Here is a 15652-nt window from a genome sequence, read left to right on the forward strand (position 1 = left end):
TTTTTAAAAAATTTTTGAAATAGTAAAGAAGGACAAATTATTTCTGGCTAGACATTTAATTGAGCAACAAAAAGAGCCAGGCAACTAAGCCAAGCTCTTCATCTAAAATCTTTCTTAATCGTGCTAAAAGCCGTCTTGTTCTTCTTTATTTTTTAACAGTGTGACTTTCCAAGCCTTCTTCTTCCAAGAAGATGCGGAATGGCACCAATTCTTCTGCTTCGTAGCGTTCTTTGAAGGCTGCGATTTCTTCTTCAGAAGCGAGAGCTGGGTCCAACTTCATGGACTCTACAGGTATTGGACGTTCTTTGGTAATTTTGGCATCAATGACGACCGTTTTACCGTTTTTATTGTCCTCAACCGCCTTGCGCATGACTTCGTCCATTTCTTCAATCCGACGAACAGTGTAACCAACGGCACCTTGGGCTTCACCAATTTTGGCATAATCAACATCAATAAAGTCTGTACCGAAGAGGTGTTTGTTGGTGTCCTCGTATTTATTCTTAATATATCCGTACTCTGTATTAGCAAAGACAATATTGATGACAGGCAGATTGTACTGAACGTTGGTCACGACGTCTGGATAAGACATGTTGAAGGCACCGTCAAAGAATTCGGCATTTTCCCAGAGGATGTTTACAAAGACCAAAAGGTGACGGTGACTGACGACAAGCAGAGTCTTACCGTTGGCAATAAAGACAGCAAAAATAAATTGACCATCACCGCCACAAACGGTACAATCAATCTTGGAAGGAAAATAATTCCCTAATGAATAAAGGAGGTAAAGTCTTTTAGTTTACTTTTAGTACTAGGCAGCGAGGTGTAGGCATAACTGGGGTTAGGCAAACCGAGCTAACGAAGTAATAAAAGAAAAACTAAATGACGTTAATAAGATGAAAACACAAGCACTAACCCTACTAGACGAACGTGGCGTACCACTCGAGCGCATTGCCGAATTGGTCATGCACCTGCAAAACAAATACATTCCTGATTTGGAATTTGCGGAGTGTTTGGAAAATGTTCAGGCCGTCCTAGAAAAACGCGAGGTACAAAATGCTATCGTGACGGGGATTGAAATAGACAAATTGGCTGAACAGGGCTTGGTATCCCAACCCCTTCAATCCGTCCTCATGAATGACGAAGGACTCTACGGAATTGATGAAATCCTCGGTCTCTCCATCGTCAATCTCTACGGGACTATCGGTTTTACCAACTATGGCTTTCTGGACAAGTCCAAGCCTGGCATCATCTCTGAACTTAATAGCAAGGATGGCCAACATTGTCATACCTTCCTAGACGACATTGTCTGTGCCATTGCTGCGGCAGCAGCCAGTCGGATTGCCCACAACGACCCCGATAAAAGTGCTATTACCAATCAAAATTAACTGAAAAACCAACTGTTCAACACATGGAGCAGTTGGTTTTCTAATTATTCATTATTCTGATTATAAATCAAGAGACCTAATCCCATGAAGCCTATTAAGAAGAGGCTCAGCATCCAAACTTGATGACTGCTATTTCCAACCATTGAAATGGTTTGACGAAGTCCTGAAACAGAATAGGTCATTGGAAGATAGGGCTGAATGACTTGGAAGAAGCGTGGGCTAAGTTCGATTGGGTAGGTACCTGCGCTTGATCCAAGCTCTAGTAACAAGAGAATTAAGCTGGCAAAGGATCCGAAACGATCGTTCCACCCCACCAGGGCTGTAACGAGGGCCATGAAGGTCCAAGAGGCTAAGAGGATTAATCCCAAGGTTGCCATAGGATGAGCTGGATCGATTCCAATCAAGCGAAGAACACCGTACAGAATCACTGCTGCTAGGCTGGCTATCGTACCATTCAGTAACAATTTCCCTTTAGCCCAATCCCAACGATTCTTGTAGGAACGATTATCAAGATGTTTAACGAAAATAACATTCGCTGATAAGGCTACAACCATCAGTGCGACTGATACCATATAAGGAGCCATTCCGACACCGTTGGTCTTCACATCATCTTGGTCGCTGTGTTCCAAGGTGACTGGTTGAGAAACTGCTTGTGCATTTTTGTCTTCTACAGAGACGACTGATAGTTGTTGACTGGCTGAGCTGAGTGAATTCGTTAGGGTTTCACTACCTGTACGAAGACTGGAAATACCGCTTGTAAGGGTTTGACCGCCACTAGCCAACTGTTCTGCACCAGAAATCAATTGCTGACTACCAGAAGCCAGTTGTCCTGAACCACTGACAAGTTGACTGGAGTTGGATGCTAAGGTTGCCAATCCTGATGTTAACTGGCTACCTCCTGATTGGATGCTGCTATTGTTTGCAACCAACTGGGCTCCACCTGCTGCTAATTGGGAAACACCAGCGGTATAGGCTGTTACTCCTGACATGAGCTGACTTGCTCCATTTGATAATTGCGTTTGAAGTTGACTCACACCACTCGTCAAGGCTTGAGTTCCTGGTAGAACTTGTTGGTTCAAGGCGGTGTTGACCTGACTCAAGCCACTTGATAGGTTTTCAATGGCTGTTGTGGCGCCTGGCAATGCTTGATTGGCAGCCGTGTTGATCTGACCGACAGCTGATTGTAGCTGGCTCATTTGTGTTGCCATGCCAGAAAGACTTTGCAAGCTTGATAGGGCTTGACTGAGTTGCGACAATTGACCCAGAATCGTTTGGGCTAATGTCACTGTTGTCGAAGGTGAATTTTGAAGGGCACCAACCAATTCAGCTTGCTGATCAGCTGTCAAGTTTTGATAGGTAGCCGTTGCTTGCAAGGCTTCAATGCTGGCTGTTTTATCCGCTTGCGCTGCTGTCAACAATCCTTGAGTTTGGCTCCCCATCTCTGTCAAGAGATTGGATAAACTGCTTGTATCTACTGTAAGTCCTCCGATACTTGATAGGCTATCATTTAATTGATTGATGGCCGCCTGCAACTGTGGAAGCCCTGTCAAGAGTGCTTGTATCTGACTAGACTGTTCAGCAGACAAACTAGTTGAACTAGCGAGTTGCTCCAAGCCTGTCTGCAATTGATTGGCCCCTGTTACCAGTTGTTCAACCTGACTTGCTCCTGATTGCAATTGTCCCACTCCAGCGATGAGCTGAGAGGAATTGGCATTTAATTGCTCCGCACCTGAAGCAAGACTAGCTACCCCATTTGTGTAGGTGGTTAAGCCACTGGTCAGTGTTTGACTTCCCGTTGCAGCCTGATTGACTCCATCTGTATAAGACACTACTCCAGTGGCCAATTGGTTTGCTCCTGTCACGAGTGCTTGACCCGAAGTCGTTAAAGTAGTCAGTCCATTTGAGAGTGTTTGACTGCCTGATTCCAATTGAGTAGCACCATCTGTTAATTGTTGGCTACCATCTGCCGCCTCGACCATGCCATTTTGAATTTCTCTCATACTATCAAAAACGGCAGTTGTGTAGGTTTCAGTAATCGTCTCTGAAACAGATGTCTTTAATTTCTCCATAGCTGATTCACCCATCTTAGAAGCAACAAAGCTGTGACCTTTGGAGGTTTGATAGGAAATCGTTAGTGGTTTAGGCTGATCCGTCAAGAGACTGGAGGCTTTTTCCGATAAATCTTCTGGTAGGGTAATGACCATATAATAGTCCCCTTCTTCCAAGCCTTTTTCCGCATCTTTTTCTGATACAAAGTGGAAATCCAGGCTCTTGCTCTCTTTCATATTATCCACCATATCATCACCAATGGTGAGGGTTTTATCTTGAAAGCTCGCCGACTGGTCTTGATTGACAACTGCCACAGGCAACTGGTCTAGTCGCCCGTAAGGGTCCCACATAGAGGTTAGGAAACTAATGTTATATAAGGCTGGGACACAGGAAACACCGAGAATGGTGATCAAGGTCATTGGTTTTTTGAAAAAATTCTTTACTTTTTCCGACATAAGAAACTCCTTTAGACATCCTGTCCAAAAACTGATAAAATATATTATACAAGTATCATTTTTAAAATCAAGTAATAAGAATCATTTTTTGGACAATGTGTCTAAAAATGTTCAAAAGGAGAAAATATGGGAACAGATAATCGAAAAGAACGGACACGTCAAGCCATTTTAGAAGCAATGGTGACTTGCTTAGAAACTCAAGGATTTAACGAGATTACAACCACTCATCTCGCTCAGACAGCAGGAATTAGTCGCTCAAGTTTTTATACCCATTATAAGGATAAGTATGAATTGATTGACTCCTACCAACAAGGCTTATTTCACAAGTTAGAGGCCATATTTGATCGCTATGATGGAAATCGACAGTCCTCTTTCTTAGAAATTTTTGAATTGCTCTACCGAGAAATATTACTCTCATCCTTATTGACCCATAATGGTACTCAAGAAATACAGAGTTTTCTAATAAATAAAGTCCGATTACTTATCGCAAATGATTTGTCCGAGCGTTTGGGAAAAGAAGATTTATCACCACTTGAAAACGAGTACCGTAGTATTTACTTTTCGCATGCCTTCTTCGGAATTACACAAGCATGGATAAAAAATGGGAAGCAAGAATCTCCTCAATATATGACCGATTTTTTCTTGAAAATGCTACCGCGAGAATGAAGAAAAGCCACTCATTTGACTGGCTTTTTAGTGTGTTTGTAAAAATTCTTCGATAACCTGCAAGACGCCACTGTCCAAATGGCTGGGAGCGCGGTATTTGGCAACGGCCTTGACCCTATCCGTCGCATTTTCCATAGCGTAGGAATAACCTGCCTGCGCCAGCATTTCAAGGTCATTGTCAGAATCGCCGAAAGCCATAACCTGAGCCATTGTAATGCCCAACGGTTGGATGACCTGCTCGATGCCCCAAGCCTTGTGAATACCAACTGGCAGGATGTCAATAGAGCCATAACCGCTGGTCACAGCCGTCAACCTACCCTCAAATGCCCGATTAAAGGCTGAGGTCAGAACCTCGACCTTACCTTCCTCCACCCAAATGCCAGCCTTGTAGATAGGCTGTTCAGCTGGCAACTGGCTCAAATCCGCTAGGAAGGTCACCTTGTCCAAGAAAGCCTGCATTTGCTCTGGAGCAATCGGCAAATCAGAACCTGCGAAGGGCTGATTGGCCCCCTCCTGCATAAAAATGGTCTGATCATTGGCTAGCATCAAGCACACCTCTCCCCAACTACCTCTAAAGTAGTCCAGAATAGCTGCCACCAGGTCCCGGTCCAACATATGCCGCACCCTGGTTTCCCCTTTTTCAACCACACGGGCCCCGTTGTCCGATACAAAAATCAAGCGGTCCTCAAAGCCCTGACACAATTTCAAGAGCCGGGCCATACCATTGCCGCTAGCGATGACAAAGGGGATGTCACGCGCATCTAGCTGGTCCAAGATTGCTGAAAAGCGCGCTCGGTCAATCTGACCATTCCCATCTAAGAGGGTTCCATCCATATCTGTTGCTATTAGTTTTATCATACATCAATCCTTTCCCTTTCAATGGAATTTCAAATCAAAGGCCCACAATTCTTACCTCATTATATCAGTTCTTAATCTGTGCTTTACAATTATAATACAGAAAACTCTCTTTTGTTACTTAATAAATTTATAAAGTAATGCATTTGTAGTAAAATATGATAAGAAAGAGGTGTATCAAATGGCCACAAGTCCAACTCAAATCAGAATTGAAACAACCGTTAAAGAAGACGCTAATGCCTTGTTTGCAAGACTGGGCTTAGATATGTCCAGTGCAGTGAATATCTTCTTACGCCAATGCGTATTGCGTGGCGGTTTACCATTTTCCGTAGAGCTACCAAAATACAATCAAGAAACCTTGGAGGCAATGGAAGAAGCACGAAAGATTTCACGTGATCCAAATGTACTAAGTTATGCAACTGTCCAAGATTTATTTAAGGCATTGGATGAAGAATAATATATCAAATAAAGTTCACGAACAAATTCAAAAAAGCTACAAGTTAATGAAGAAACGTGGATACGATCTGGGTTTGTTGGAAGAAATTATTACGAAACTAAGCCAAGGTATCCCACTTGAAGACAAACATCAAAATCATATGCTGACAGGAAATTTTTCCGGATATTATGAGTGCCATATTAAACCAGATTGGCTCCTAATCTATTTAATAGAAAATGATATTCTAAGCTTGACCTTGATTGATACTGGCACACACTCAGATTTATTTTAGTCACTCATTAGAGTGGCTGTTTTTATTTTATAACTCATTCCAACTAGTCGACTAGATAAAATCAGCCTGTATAATTTCTGAAATAGCACTGCAAAGCTGGTCAAATGTTTTTGGATAAGCATTCGAACCTTCAATTCTCAACGGCGCATTTCTTTTAAATAGAATGTCTACATACCATTGAGTGCCATCTAGAACGTATGGATTTATGTATTCTTCGTCCCACTCAAGCAGTCTACAATTTTCTAAATCGTGTTTAAATTGAGAGGCTGAAAAACTTAATTCTAGCTCACTCCTTGAATCATGGTCATCTATATGAGTATAAATAACTTCTTCATCTTCAAAATCCATTTCAACAAAATTAATCGGACCGAAATATCCTCCAATCCAAACCCTCATACATTGTATATCTTGATAGCCCCTACTCATGTTTAACTCCTTCTTATCTACAGGAATTTCAGACTATACCTATTTATCTTATAACTGTCTGGCATCGTTTTGCTGAACCTTACTTGGTCAACTGCAGATGTTCTTCATTCAGAATTTAGATAGACTCTACTATTCCTTCTCCTCAGTTACCCAATCCAAAGCCATAAATTCATTCATCTCAGAATAGGCTAAATCTACCCGCTTCTGGGTTACTGCATCCAGTTGACCATAATGCTTGCCACCCTGGACAAAATCTTCCAAAATCAGGGTTTGATAGGTATAGAGCTCGTAGCCTTCCGGTGAAAAACGTCCCTTAGGTTCCTTGCTGACCCAGGTCGGATGGGCCTGGGCTGTTTTGATGCGGGTCACACCGTCCTTCTTCTCTATCGTCACGTCCATCAGCACCCCACGCTCGGTCCACTGGGCATTGGCAACACCCGCCATGGTCTCAATCCGCTGGTTAGAAATAAAATTCCCCATAGAGTAGATGATTAACTTCTTCTCACCGTCTTTTTCAACCGTCTCAGAAGGCTCCGCTACATGGGGATGCCCGCCAAACACCAGGTCTGCTCCCCAGTTAATCATGTCATGATAGAGACTAACCTGCTCCTCCGTCGGCTCCAGCTGGTATTCGACACCCGTCTGAGGCATGACGATAGTAATGTCCGCCTCTTTCTCAGCCAGTTCAATCTCAGCCTTCATCTTCTTGCGGTCAAAATCCGACAGATAGGCATTGTATTCTTCCTGGGTCAATGATGCCTCCATCCCATTGAATCCATATGCATAGGCAAGAATTGCTACCTTGATACCATTGACATCACGAATATAAATGGGAGCTGTCGCCCGATTGCCCTCCGCATAGACACCAACTGCATCTACATTGACATTCTTAAAGGTCTCCACTGTGGAAATGAGGCCCGACAACTGCGAATCCAGAATATGATTATGGGCCAAATCCACCACATCATAGCCTGCACCACGAATATCCTTTGCCACCTGGGCCGGCGCATTAAACAAAGGATAGCCAGCCAAAGGAAAATCAGGAGAAATAGTCCCCTCAAAGTCCGCAATAGCCAAATCAGCCTGCTCAATCCAGGGTTTCACATAGGTAAAATTCTCAGAAAAATCATAGGTCCCATCCGCCTGGAGAGCACTCCAATAGAGGATATCATGGTAAAGCAAGTCCCCATGAGCCATGATACGGGCGGTCTGCACCTCATCCTGCTTGCCTGAAAACCAAGAACCTATCCCAGATGATTGCTGGCTGGTCCTATCCGCCTTACCAAACAAGGGCAAAACATGGTCATGCACGAGAATAATGGACAGGATGACCGCAGCCAAAAGGCAGATAAACATAAATTGGCGCTTGTTCCGTGCCTTTCTAGCAAGTTTCCGACGTTCCTGTAATGATGTTCTAGACATAGAAGGCGACCTCTCTCTTTCCTATAATCCCTTTCATTATACGCCTTTTTACCTCAAAAATCCAGACAATACCTGTAGACTTTTACAAGAATTTTACACATATTTCTAATAGATTACCTGGTTAATCTGTCAATTTATGATAGACTGAAATAAGAATAGATTTGGAGAACACTATGCCGCAACACATACAAAACAAACAATTTTTAAAAGATGTCTTTCTCTGTTCACTAGCCTCCTACGGCGGGCCCGAAGCTCACTACGGTGTCTTTAGCAGGGAATTGATTGACAAAAAGAAGTATATCAGCCAGGAGGAGATGACGGAACTCATCGGAATTTTTTCGCTCTTGCCTGGACCTTCCAGTACACAAACCATTACTGCCATCGGTTATCGTGTAGGCGGGCCATGGATTGCCTTGGCTAGCTTTCTCATCTGGATTCTTCCTGCCTTAGTCATCATGACCAGCTTAGGAATCGGTCTGGAATGGGTAGCTCAAAACCAGGCTTGGAACAAGCTACTGATTTTCTTACCTGCCGTAGCAGTCTCCTTCATTCTCTACGCAGCCATTCAACTGACCAGGAAGGTCGTCACGTCCAAAAAAGACCTCATCCTATACATCTCTTTCTGTCTTCTGAGTTTTGTTCTTATTCCACTTTCTAGCTGGTCTATTCTCTTGCTTCTACTTGCAGGAGGTCTAGCAGGCTTGGTGCCCGTCTGGGGGCAAGCCGGACAAGAATTGCAAAATATCCCCAAAACCAACAAGGTCAGATGGCAATTACCAGCCACCATTATCATCCTAGCTATTCTATTTTCTGCAATGGCAAACTATTTTGGTGGCGATAGTCGCTTGTTTGCATCTATTTATCGCTATGGCTATTCCATCATTGGCGGTGGACAAATCATGATTCCGCTAATGATTCAAGACCTGGTCAAACAAGAAGGATTTCTCAGCCAGGCTGATTTTCTAGCGGGCTATAGCTTGGATCAGGCAGTTCCTGGGCCACTCTTCAGCTTTGCTTCCTTTGTCGCTGACCGCTCTGTGACAGGAGGAATAGTGGTAAAATTCCTAGCTGGCCTATTGGGTGGAGGACTCATTTTCCTTCCTGGAATCCTGCTTGTCTATTTCGCAACCCCCCTTTGGCAGGTCTATCGTCAGTTACATTATGTTTCCTCATTCTTAAAGGGCATCTCCTGGGCAGTCGCTGCCATCATCAGCTGGACAGCTTTGAATCAGTTGCAGGGCCTATCATCAGGAGGGGAGTGCTTCATCTGTATTCTGGCAACCCTACTCCTCCTATCCAAACGCATCCCGTCTCCACTACTAGTCATCGCCGTTATGCTATTAGGATTTTTCATCGGTTAAAAGTGTTGGGTAATGACTAATTAGTGATATAATAAGAGATAGATAAAACTCGACTTGAGGTGCATGAGTCCCAAGCAGTCACGAACGGAGGTCTATTATGTTACACATTCGGTATTATCAATCACAAATTGCCCATCCATCAGAAAAGCAGTATGAAAGTCCAGAAGAATTTCTGATGCTACAATCTCGGGAAGTTCCGCAACTACAGGATTTCTTCGTGATTGAAAGTGTCACCCTTGATGGCCAGGAGCTAGTGAATATGCACCAAAAAACCATCGGTGATTTGTTTAATTATTTTAACCGTAAGTAAAAGAGTTTGGAAGCCCCAAACTCTTTTACTGTTTCTTTTTTACGTAAGGTCATCCAAATGGTGCAATTTCCCACGGAAATCTTCAATGGTTTCATAGCCTTTTTCAGCCATAATGTCTCGGAGTTCTTGGGTAATACGGTCAAAGGCTGCTAGCCCTTCTTTTTGCAGAGTTGTCCCGATTTGAACCATGCTGGCACCGCAGAGAATGTGTTCAAAGGCATCGCGTCCTGTCAAGACACCACCCGTTCCTACGATTTGAATTTCTGGCTTAAGGCGTTGGTAAAAGGCATGGACGTTTGCCAAAGCAGTCGGCTTGATGTATTCGCCACCGATACCACCAAATCCATTTTTAGGCTTGATAATCACGCTCTCATCTTCTATATAAAGACCGTTGCCAATCGAATTCACACAGTTGACAAACTTGAGCGGAAATTGATTGAAAATCGCAGCAGCCTGGTCAAAATGCACAATATCAAAATAAGGTGGCAACTTGATGCCCAGCGGTTTGGTGAAATAGGCAAAGGCTTCCCGCAAGATGGTTTCTGTCGTTTCAAAATCATAGGCAATCTGCGGTTTCCCCGGAACATTCGGACAAGAAAGATTGAGTTCAACTAACCCTTGAAAGGCACTATCCTGCACTTTTTTGAGAATGGTGTGGGTCTCATCTGGCGACATGCCTACTAATGAAAGAACAAAGGTACGTTCTGGTTCTTCTTCCTGTAACTCCAAAAGATAATCTAAATAATAATCTAGGCCTTGATTGGGCAAGCCCATGGAATTAATAGACCCCAGCGGTACATTTTTGTAGCGCGGCTCTGGATTCCCCTCCCGGTATTCCAGTGTAGCGGTCTTGGTGACAAAGGTTCCTGCTGCTGAGGTTTTCACACCATCCAACTCTTCCTTGGTCATGCACCAGACACCTGCCGCATTCATCAAACAATTGTCAAAAGAAAATCCACCCAATGTCGTCGCTGTTGAAACCATTCTATAACTCCTTTTTGCGTTTTCTAGCTTGATTATACCATAGAAAACATACGGATTTTCCCTATTTACTGCCATTGTTCGGCTTTTATCAGGGAATTTTGAAAATTTTTAAAAAATTTTGCATTTTCTTCTTTACATTTAAAAATCATAGTGCTATAATAATTTTCATAAATTAAATTGTCAGACAATTTAATAAATAAAAAAGAAATCAGGTGGCCCTATGTCAAATGCAAAAGCTTATATTCAAGCTTCTTTTGAAGCAGTCAAAGCCCGCAACCCTCACGAAACAGAATTCCTCCAAGCGGTTGAAGAACTCTTCTCAACACTTGAGCCTGTTTTTGAAGCACATCCAGAATACATCGAAGAAAACATCCTGGCTCGTATCGTTGAGCCAGAACGTGTAATCAGCTTCCGTGTTCCTTGGACTGACAAAGACGGCAATGTGCAAGTCAACCGCGGCTACCGCGTTCAATTTAACTCAGCTGTAGGTCCATACAAGGGCGGTCTTCGCTTCCACCCAACTGTTACACAGTCCATCTTGAAATTCCTTGGTTTCGAGCAAATCTTCAAAAACGTCTTGACTGGTCTACCAATCGGCGGTGGTAAAGGTGGATCTGACTTCGATCCAAAAGGCAAGACAGATGCTGAAATCATGCGTTTCTGCCAAAGCTTCATGACAGAATTGCAAAAACATATCGGCCCATCACTTGACGTGCCTGCTGGTGACATCGGTGTTGGCGGTCGCGAGATTGGTTACATGTACGGTCAATACAAACGCCTCCGCCAGTTTGATGCAGGTGTCTTGACTGGTAAGCCTCTTGGCTTCGGTGGTTCATTGATCCGCCCAGAAGCAACTGGTTACGGTTTGGTTTACTTCACTGATAACATGTTGGCAGCAAACGGTAAATCCTTCAAAGACCAAACAGTCCTTATCTCAGGTTCTGGTAACGTTGCCCAGTTCGCTGTTCAAAAAGCAACAGAGCTCGGCGCAAAAGTCATCTCTGTCTCAGACTCAAATGGTTACATCATCGACGAAACTGGTATCGACTTCGACCTTCTTTGCGACGTCAAAAACAACCGTCGTGCTCGTTTGACTGAATACGCTGCAGAAAAAGCAACTGCCACTTACCATGAAGGCTCTGTATGGAATTACGACGGCAAGGCTGACATTGCCCTTCCATGTGCGACTCAAAACGAAATCAACGGCGAGCAAGCTGCTGCCCTTGTGAAAAATGGCGTTTACTGTGTGGCTGAAGGTGCCAACATGCCATCTGACCTTGATGCTATCAAAGTTTATAAAGAAAATGGCGTTCTTTACGGTCTTGCAAAAGCTGCCAACGCTGGTGGTGTAGCCGTATCTGCCCTTGAAATGAGCCAAAACAGCCTCCGTCTTTCATGGACTCGTGAAGAAGTAGACGGTCGTCTCAAAGACATCATGGCAAATATCTTCAACACAGCCAAAGAAACTGCTGAAAAATACGACCTTGGTACAGACTACCTCGCAGGTGCTAACATCGCAGCCTTCGAACAAGTTGCAGATGCTATGATTGCCCAAGGTTTGGTATAATCACACACATATTTCATGATAAAAATACACCACAATTGACGTGTCAATTGTGGTGTTCTTTTCTTCTAAGAGACTTCCAGACATGGAAAACCTCCAAAAATCATATTAAAGATTATCAACTTATCTTGACGGGTGAAAAACTTCCGCGAAGATTATCTGCCTATTGACTTGCAAACAAGCCAGTAACTGAGTTCAATTATCGACTTGTTGTAGCCAACAGGATTACCATATTTCTTCCAACCTCCCAGTCCCCAGACTGTGATAAATTTCCATTAAGAGCCACATTTCTCTTATCAAGAATGGAGAAGCATGGACCAGAGATGCAAAGGATAAGAAAAGCAGGCTAGTTCAACTAACCTGCTTTGTAATCTTTATTCTTATTTACCAAGAGCTGCTGCCATTGTCGCTGCAACTTCTGCTTCAAAGTCATTTGAAGCTTTCTCGATACCTTCACCCACTTCGAAACGAGCAAATTCTACAACTGAAGCGTTGACTGAGTTCAAGTAAGCTTCAACTGTTTTGCTGTCGTCCATGATGTAAACTTGAGCAAGAAGAGTGTAAGCTTGGTCAACTTGAGTGTTGTCAAGCATGAAGCGATCCATTTTACCTGGGATAATTTTGTCCCAGATTTTTTCTGGTTTGCCTTCTGCTGCCAATTCTGCTTTGATAGCTTCTTCAGCTGCTGCAATCACTTCGTCAGTCAATTGAGCTTTAGAACCATATTGCAAGAGTGGCAATGCTGGTTTGTCAACCATTGCACGGCTTTCGTTATCTTGTTCGATTTTGTGGTTGATTTGTGCCAACTCATCTTTAACGAATTGCTCATCCAATTCAGTGTAAGAAAGAACAGTTGGTTTCATCGCAGCGATGTGCATTGAGATTTGTTTTGCAAGAGTTTCGTCGCCACCTTCAACAACTGAGATAACACCGATACGGCCGCCGTTGTGTTGGTATGCACCAAATGCTTGAGCATCTGTTTTTTCAACCAAAGCAAAGCGACGGAATGAGATTTTCTCACCGATTGTTGCAGTTGCGTTTACATATGCTTCTTCAAGGGTTTCACCTGAAGGCATTGTCAATTTAAGAGCTGCTTCGTTGTCCGCTGGTTTACCTTCTGCAATTACTTTAGCAGTAGTGTTTACCAATTCAACGAATTGAGCGTTTTTCGCAACAAAGTCAGTTTCAGCGTTCACTTCAACAACTGCTGCTACGTTACCATTCACGTAAACACCAGTCAAACCTTCAGCTGCTACACGGTCAGCTTTCTTAGCTGCCTTAGCCATACCTTTTTCACGAAGCAATTCGATTGCTTTTTCGATATCACCTTCAGTTTCTACCAATGCTTTTTTCGCGTCCATAACGCCAGCACCTGATTTTTCACGCAATTCTTTAACGAGAGCTGCTGTAATTTCTGCCATGTCTATTCTCCTTGTTTGTATTTATAAAATAGAGGAGCGGGCTCAGCCCTGCCCCTCTAGGTTTTTACTTATTTACCTTCTACAACTTCAACCAATTCTTCGATTGATTCTGTAGATGCTGGCTCAGCTGCCAATTCAGCTTCAACTGCTGCTACGCTGTCTTCACCTTGGTTGCCTTCGATGATAGCATCAGCCATTTTAGCTGTGATCAATTTAACAGCGCGGATAGCGTCATCGTTAGCTGGGATGATAACATCAATATCATCTGGATCAGTGTTTGTGTCAACCATCGCTACAACTGGGATACCCAATTTTTTAGCTTCTTTGACAGCGATTTGCTCTTTATGTGGGTCAACAACGAACATTACATCTGGAATGCGTGGCATGTCAGCGATACCGCCCAAGAATTTTTCAAGACGAGCACGTTGTTTGTTCAACAATGCTACTTCTTTCTTAGGAAGCACGTCGAAAGTTCCATCTTCTTCCAGACGGTTGATTTCTTTCAAACGAGCGATACGTTTTTGGATTGTACCCCAGTTTGTAAGAGTTCCACCCAACCAACGGTGGTTGATGAAGTATTGACCAGCGCGGATAGCTTCGTCTTTAACAGCTTCAGCAGCTTGCTTTTTAGTACCTACAAAGAGGATAACTGCGTCGTTTGCTGCAGCGTCACGGATGAATTCGTAAGCTTGGTCAGCCAATTTTACAGTTTGTTGCAAGTCGATAACGTGGATACCGTTACGCTCTGTGAAGATGTATTTAGCCATCTTAGGATTCCAGCGACGAGTTTGGTGACCGAAGTGTACACCAGCCTCAAGAAGTTGTTTCATTGAAATTACTGCCATGAGTATTTCTCCTTTTTGTTTTTTCTCCTCTCCCGAACTTCGACTTGCAGCCCAACCTTTCGGCAACAAGACCACAATTGATTCAAGATGAGTATTTGTTGCACAGCAACTCTATCAGTATATCAGAATACCTGCCTATTTTCAAGTAAAATAGTAGATAAATTCGTCAAAATCCTACCTTTTCTCCTATTCAAAGTAGGTTTCAGCTACTACTGAATAAGACCCTGCAACAACATCCATTTTCTCTAACTGACCATTAGCATTGACACGGTAAAAGGCTGCTCCAGAGGAAACACTCCTATCCGCTCCTGCTGCCTGCATATTTGCACTATTATGGTCTTCTCGAACTTCAATGTAGGCCAAACCATCCGATGATTGATTGTTAGAAATTACTTGTGAGATGAAATCCGATTTATTATATGGACTTCCATATTCTGATGCTCGATGTGCCTTGGCCCAATTAGCCGCTTGCTCGACGGTCAAATTCTTGGTGTCTACTGAAGACTGAGTAGCCGTCGCTGAACTGGTTTCAGTCGCTGCAATCGAACTACCATCGAGAACCAAGTTTTCAAAGAAGGCTTGTAATTCCTGGTTTTTGGTTGGTCGGAAATACAAACGTTTTTCTGGATTGCCCTGATTTTGCTCGGTAATCCAAGCAATACCTTGGCCATCCTTGATAGTAAAGAGATAGAGGTGGGCTAATTGGGATTTTGATGCTTCAATATCTGAATAGATTCCGACCACAGCTGTCTGACCTGCCTCCACTTGACCATTCTCGCTCCAAACCAATTCCGGAGTCTCCCCTTGAAAATCGGGTGTCATTTGCTGACCAGGACCACTTAGAACCCCTGACGGCAAGCTCACCCCAAAAAAGCTTCCCTCATTTCTTGGATGATAGGATAAATAGTATTGAGGAGGCGAGAACGATGGTCCCCATTGGTCTATCACAAAACTTCTCAGCACTTCTGCTTTACCAGCATCCCACAAGCCCGTTTGGCTACTTGAACTACTGACTACAGAGGTGGTCGAAGAGGTGGTTGATATGCTAGAACTAGAACTAGTCGAACTTATAGAAGTAGATGAAGATGTCGGGGTTACTTCCCGCTTCTGACTACCGCAGGCCGCCAGCAAGCTGACACTCGCTCCCAAAAGTAAGCCTGATATAATTCTATTCTTTTTCATCC

The 15652-nt window shown here is 43.4% G+C and carries 14 protein-coding genes and 2 pseudogenes; 7 read left to right on the forward strand and 9 right to left on the reverse strand.

What is annotated here, in order from left to right; genetic code table 11:
* Positions 1–145: 145 nt before the first annotated feature.
* A pseudogene (locus ACHBID_RS07660) lies at positions 146–604 on the reverse strand (thiamine pyrophosphate-dependent enzyme); the annotation flags it as partial.
* A gap of 286 nt (positions 605–890) precedes the next feature.
* Between ACHBID_RS07660 and ACHBID_RS07665 the strand changes: the two are divergent.
* A complete protein-coding gene (locus ACHBID_RS07665; protein WP_105110693.1) occupies positions 891–1382 on the forward strand; it encodes a phosphatidylglycerophosphatase A in 492 nt (163 codons plus the stop codon).
* A 44-nt stretch (positions 1383–1426) separates the two neighbouring features.
* Here the strand turns inward: ACHBID_RS07665 and ACHBID_RS07670 are convergent, their stop codons facing one another.
* Positions 1427–3886, reverse strand: coding sequence for a YhgE/Pip family protein (locus ACHBID_RS07670; protein WP_394732011.1), 2460 nt, complete (start codon positions 3884–3886; stop codon positions 1427–1429).
* A 126-nt stretch (positions 3887–4012) separates the two neighbouring features.
* Between ACHBID_RS07670 and ACHBID_RS07675 the strand changes: the two genes are divergently transcribed.
* The gene (locus tag ACHBID_RS07675; RefSeq protein ID WP_172060034.1) at positions 4013–4552 is read left to right on the forward strand and encodes a TetR/AcrR family transcriptional regulator C-terminal domain-containing protein; all 540 of its coding nucleotides are present in this window, start codon (positions 4013–4015) and stop codon (positions 4550–4552) included.
* A 27-nt stretch (positions 4553–4579) separates the two neighbouring features.
* Here ACHBID_RS07675 and ACHBID_RS07680 read toward each other — a convergent pair whose 3' ends face one another.
* On the reverse strand, positions 4580–5410 hold the full coding sequence (locus ACHBID_RS07680) for a Cof-type HAD-IIB family hydrolase (protein ID WP_394732008.1): 831 nt from the start codon (positions 5408–5410) through the stop codon (positions 4580–4582).
* 178 nt (positions 5411–5588) lie between these two features.
* On the opposite strand from ACHBID_RS07680, the gene ACHBID_RS07685 reads away from it, so the two are divergent.
* Both ACHBID_RS07685 and ACHBID_RS07690 read left to right on the forward strand, forming a co-directional pair.
* A complete protein-coding gene (locus tag ACHBID_RS07685) occupies positions 5589–5864 on the forward strand; it encodes a type II toxin-antitoxin system RelB/DinJ family antitoxin (RefSeq protein ID WP_394732007.1) in 276 nt (91 codons plus the stop codon).
* A pseudogene (locus ACHBID_RS07690) lies at positions 5864–6135 on the forward strand (type II toxin-antitoxin system YafQ family toxin). The gene ACHBID_RS07685 and the pseudogene ACHBID_RS07690 overlap by 1 nt, the downstream one beginning before the upstream one ends.
* A gap of 51 nt (positions 6136–6186) precedes the next feature.
* Here the strand turns inward: ACHBID_RS07690 and ACHBID_RS07695 are convergent.
* Both ACHBID_RS07695 and ACHBID_RS07700 read right to left on the reverse strand, forming a co-directional pair.
* Positions 6187–6561 carry a hypothetical protein gene (locus ACHBID_RS07695; RefSeq protein WP_394732005.1) on the reverse strand — a complete coding sequence of 125 codons (375 nt, stop codon included), beginning with the start codon at positions 6559–6561 and terminating at the stop codon, positions 6187–6189.
* A 129-nt stretch (positions 6562–6690) separates the two neighbouring features.
* Positions 6691–7983 (reverse strand): CapA family protein, encoded by a 1293-nt coding sequence (locus ACHBID_RS07700; RefSeq protein ID WP_394732004.1) that lies wholly within the window; start codon positions 7981–7983, stop codon positions 6691–6693.
* Positions 7984–8156: 173 nt separating this feature from the next.
* Between ACHBID_RS07700 and ACHBID_RS07705 the strand changes: the two genes are divergently transcribed.
* Together ACHBID_RS07705 and ACHBID_RS07710 are read left to right on the forward strand one after the other, a co-directional pair.
* Complete coding sequence (locus tag ACHBID_RS07705) at positions 8157–9344, forward strand: chromate transporter (RefSeq protein WP_394732000.1); 1188 nt, start codon at positions 8157–8159, stop codon at positions 9342–9344.
* A gap of 97 nt (positions 9345–9441) precedes the next feature.
* Positions 9442–9654, forward strand: a complete 213-nt coding sequence (locus ACHBID_RS07710; RefSeq protein WP_172079308.1) for a hypothetical protein — start codon at positions 9442–9444, stop codon at positions 9652–9654.
* Positions 9655–9693: 39 nt separating this feature from the next.
* Here ACHBID_RS07710 and ACHBID_RS07715 read toward each other — a convergent pair whose 3' ends face one another.
* Entirely contained in the window at positions 9694–10638 is a 945-nt protein-coding gene (locus ACHBID_RS07715) for a dihydroorotate oxidase (protein ID WP_394731999.1), read from the reverse strand.
* Between the two features lie 220 nt (positions 10639–10858).
* Between ACHBID_RS07715 and gdhA the strand changes: the two genes are divergently transcribed.
* The gene (gene gdhA, locus ACHBID_RS07720; protein ID WP_394731997.1) at positions 10859–12205 is read left to right on the forward strand and encodes an NADP-specific glutamate dehydrogenase; all 1347 of its coding nucleotides are present in this window, start codon (positions 10859–10861) and stop codon (positions 12203–12205) included.
* Positions 12206–12582: 377 nt separating this feature from the next.
* On the opposite strand, the gene tsf is transcribed toward gdhA, so the two are convergent.
* The 3 genes from tsf to ACHBID_RS07735 form a co-directional block, all read right to left on the reverse strand.
* Entirely contained in the window at positions 12583–13623 is a 1041-nt protein-coding gene (tsf, locus tag ACHBID_RS07725; RefSeq protein ID WP_394731995.1) for a translation elongation factor Ts, read from the reverse strand.
* A gap of 68 nt (positions 13624–13691) precedes the next feature.
* Positions 13692–14468, reverse strand: coding sequence for a 30S ribosomal protein S2 (gene rpsB / locus ACHBID_RS07730; RefSeq protein ID WP_172021128.1), 777 nt, complete (start codon positions 14466–14468; stop codon positions 13692–13694).
* Between the two features lie 186 nt (positions 14469–14654).
* On the reverse strand, positions 14655–15650 hold the full coding sequence (locus tag ACHBID_RS07735) for a DUF4767 domain-containing protein (protein WP_161948231.1): 996 nt from the start codon (positions 15648–15650) through the stop codon (positions 14655–14657).
* Between the last annotated feature and the right edge of the window lie 2 nt (positions 15651–15652).

It is taken from the genome of Streptococcus sp. A25, assembly GCF_043674095.1.
Taxonomy (GTDB): Bacteria; Bacillota; Bacilli; order Lactobacillales; family Streptococcaceae; genus Streptococcus; species Streptococcus suis_V.

Excerpts from the sequence above, each read along its gene's own strand:
- ACHBID_RS07665 (WP_105110693.1), top strand. The coding sequence starts at position 891 with ATGAAAACACAAGCACTAACCCTACTAGACGAACGTGGCGTACCACTC.
- ACHBID_RS07670 (WP_394732011.1), bottom strand. The coding sequence starts at position 3,886 with ATGTCGGAAAAAGTAAAGAATTTTTTCAAAAAACCAATGACCTTGATC.
- ACHBID_RS07675 (WP_172060034.1), top strand. The coding sequence starts at position 4,013 with ATGGGAACAGATAATCGAAAAGAACGGACACGTCAAGCCATTTTAGAA.
- ACHBID_RS07680 (WP_394732008.1), bottom strand. The coding sequence starts at position 5,410 with ATGATAAAACTAATAGCAACAGATATGGATGGAACCCTCTTAGATGGG.
- ACHBID_RS07685 (WP_394732007.1), top strand. The coding sequence starts at position 5,589 with ATGGCCACAAGTCCAACTCAAATCAGAATTGAAACAACCGTTAAAGAA.
- ACHBID_RS07695 (WP_394732005.1), bottom strand. The coding sequence starts at position 6,561 with ATGAGTAGGGGCTATCAAGATATACAATGTATGAGGGTTTGGATTGGA.
- ACHBID_RS07700 (WP_394732004.1), bottom strand. The coding sequence starts at position 7,983 with ATGTCTAGAACATCATTACAGGAACGTCGGAAACTTGCTAGAAAGGCA.
- ACHBID_RS07705 (WP_394732000.1), top strand. The coding sequence starts at position 8,157 with ATGCCGCAACACATACAAAACAAACAATTTTTAAAAGATGTCTTTCTC.
- ACHBID_RS07710 (WP_172079308.1), top strand. The coding sequence starts at position 9,442 with ATGTTACACATTCGGTATTATCAATCACAAATTGCCCATCCATCAGAA.
- ACHBID_RS07715 (WP_394731999.1), bottom strand. The coding sequence starts at position 10,638 with ATGGTTTCAACAGCGACGACATTGGGTGGATTTTCTTTTGACAATTGT.
- gdhA (WP_394731997.1), top strand. The coding sequence starts at position 10,859 with ATGTCAAATGCAAAAGCTTATATTCAAGCTTCTTTTGAAGCAGTCAAA.
- tsf (WP_394731995.1), bottom strand. The coding sequence starts at position 13,623 with ATGGCAGAAATTACAGCAGCTCTCGTTAAAGAATTGCGTGAAAAATCA.
- rpsB (WP_172021128.1), bottom strand. The coding sequence starts at position 14,468 with ATGGCAGTAATTTCAATGAAACAACTTCTTGAGGCTGGTGTACACTTC.
- ACHBID_RS07735 (WP_161948231.1), bottom strand. The coding sequence starts at position 15,650 with ATGAAAAAGAATAGAATTATATCAGGCTTACTTTTGGGAGCGAGTGTC.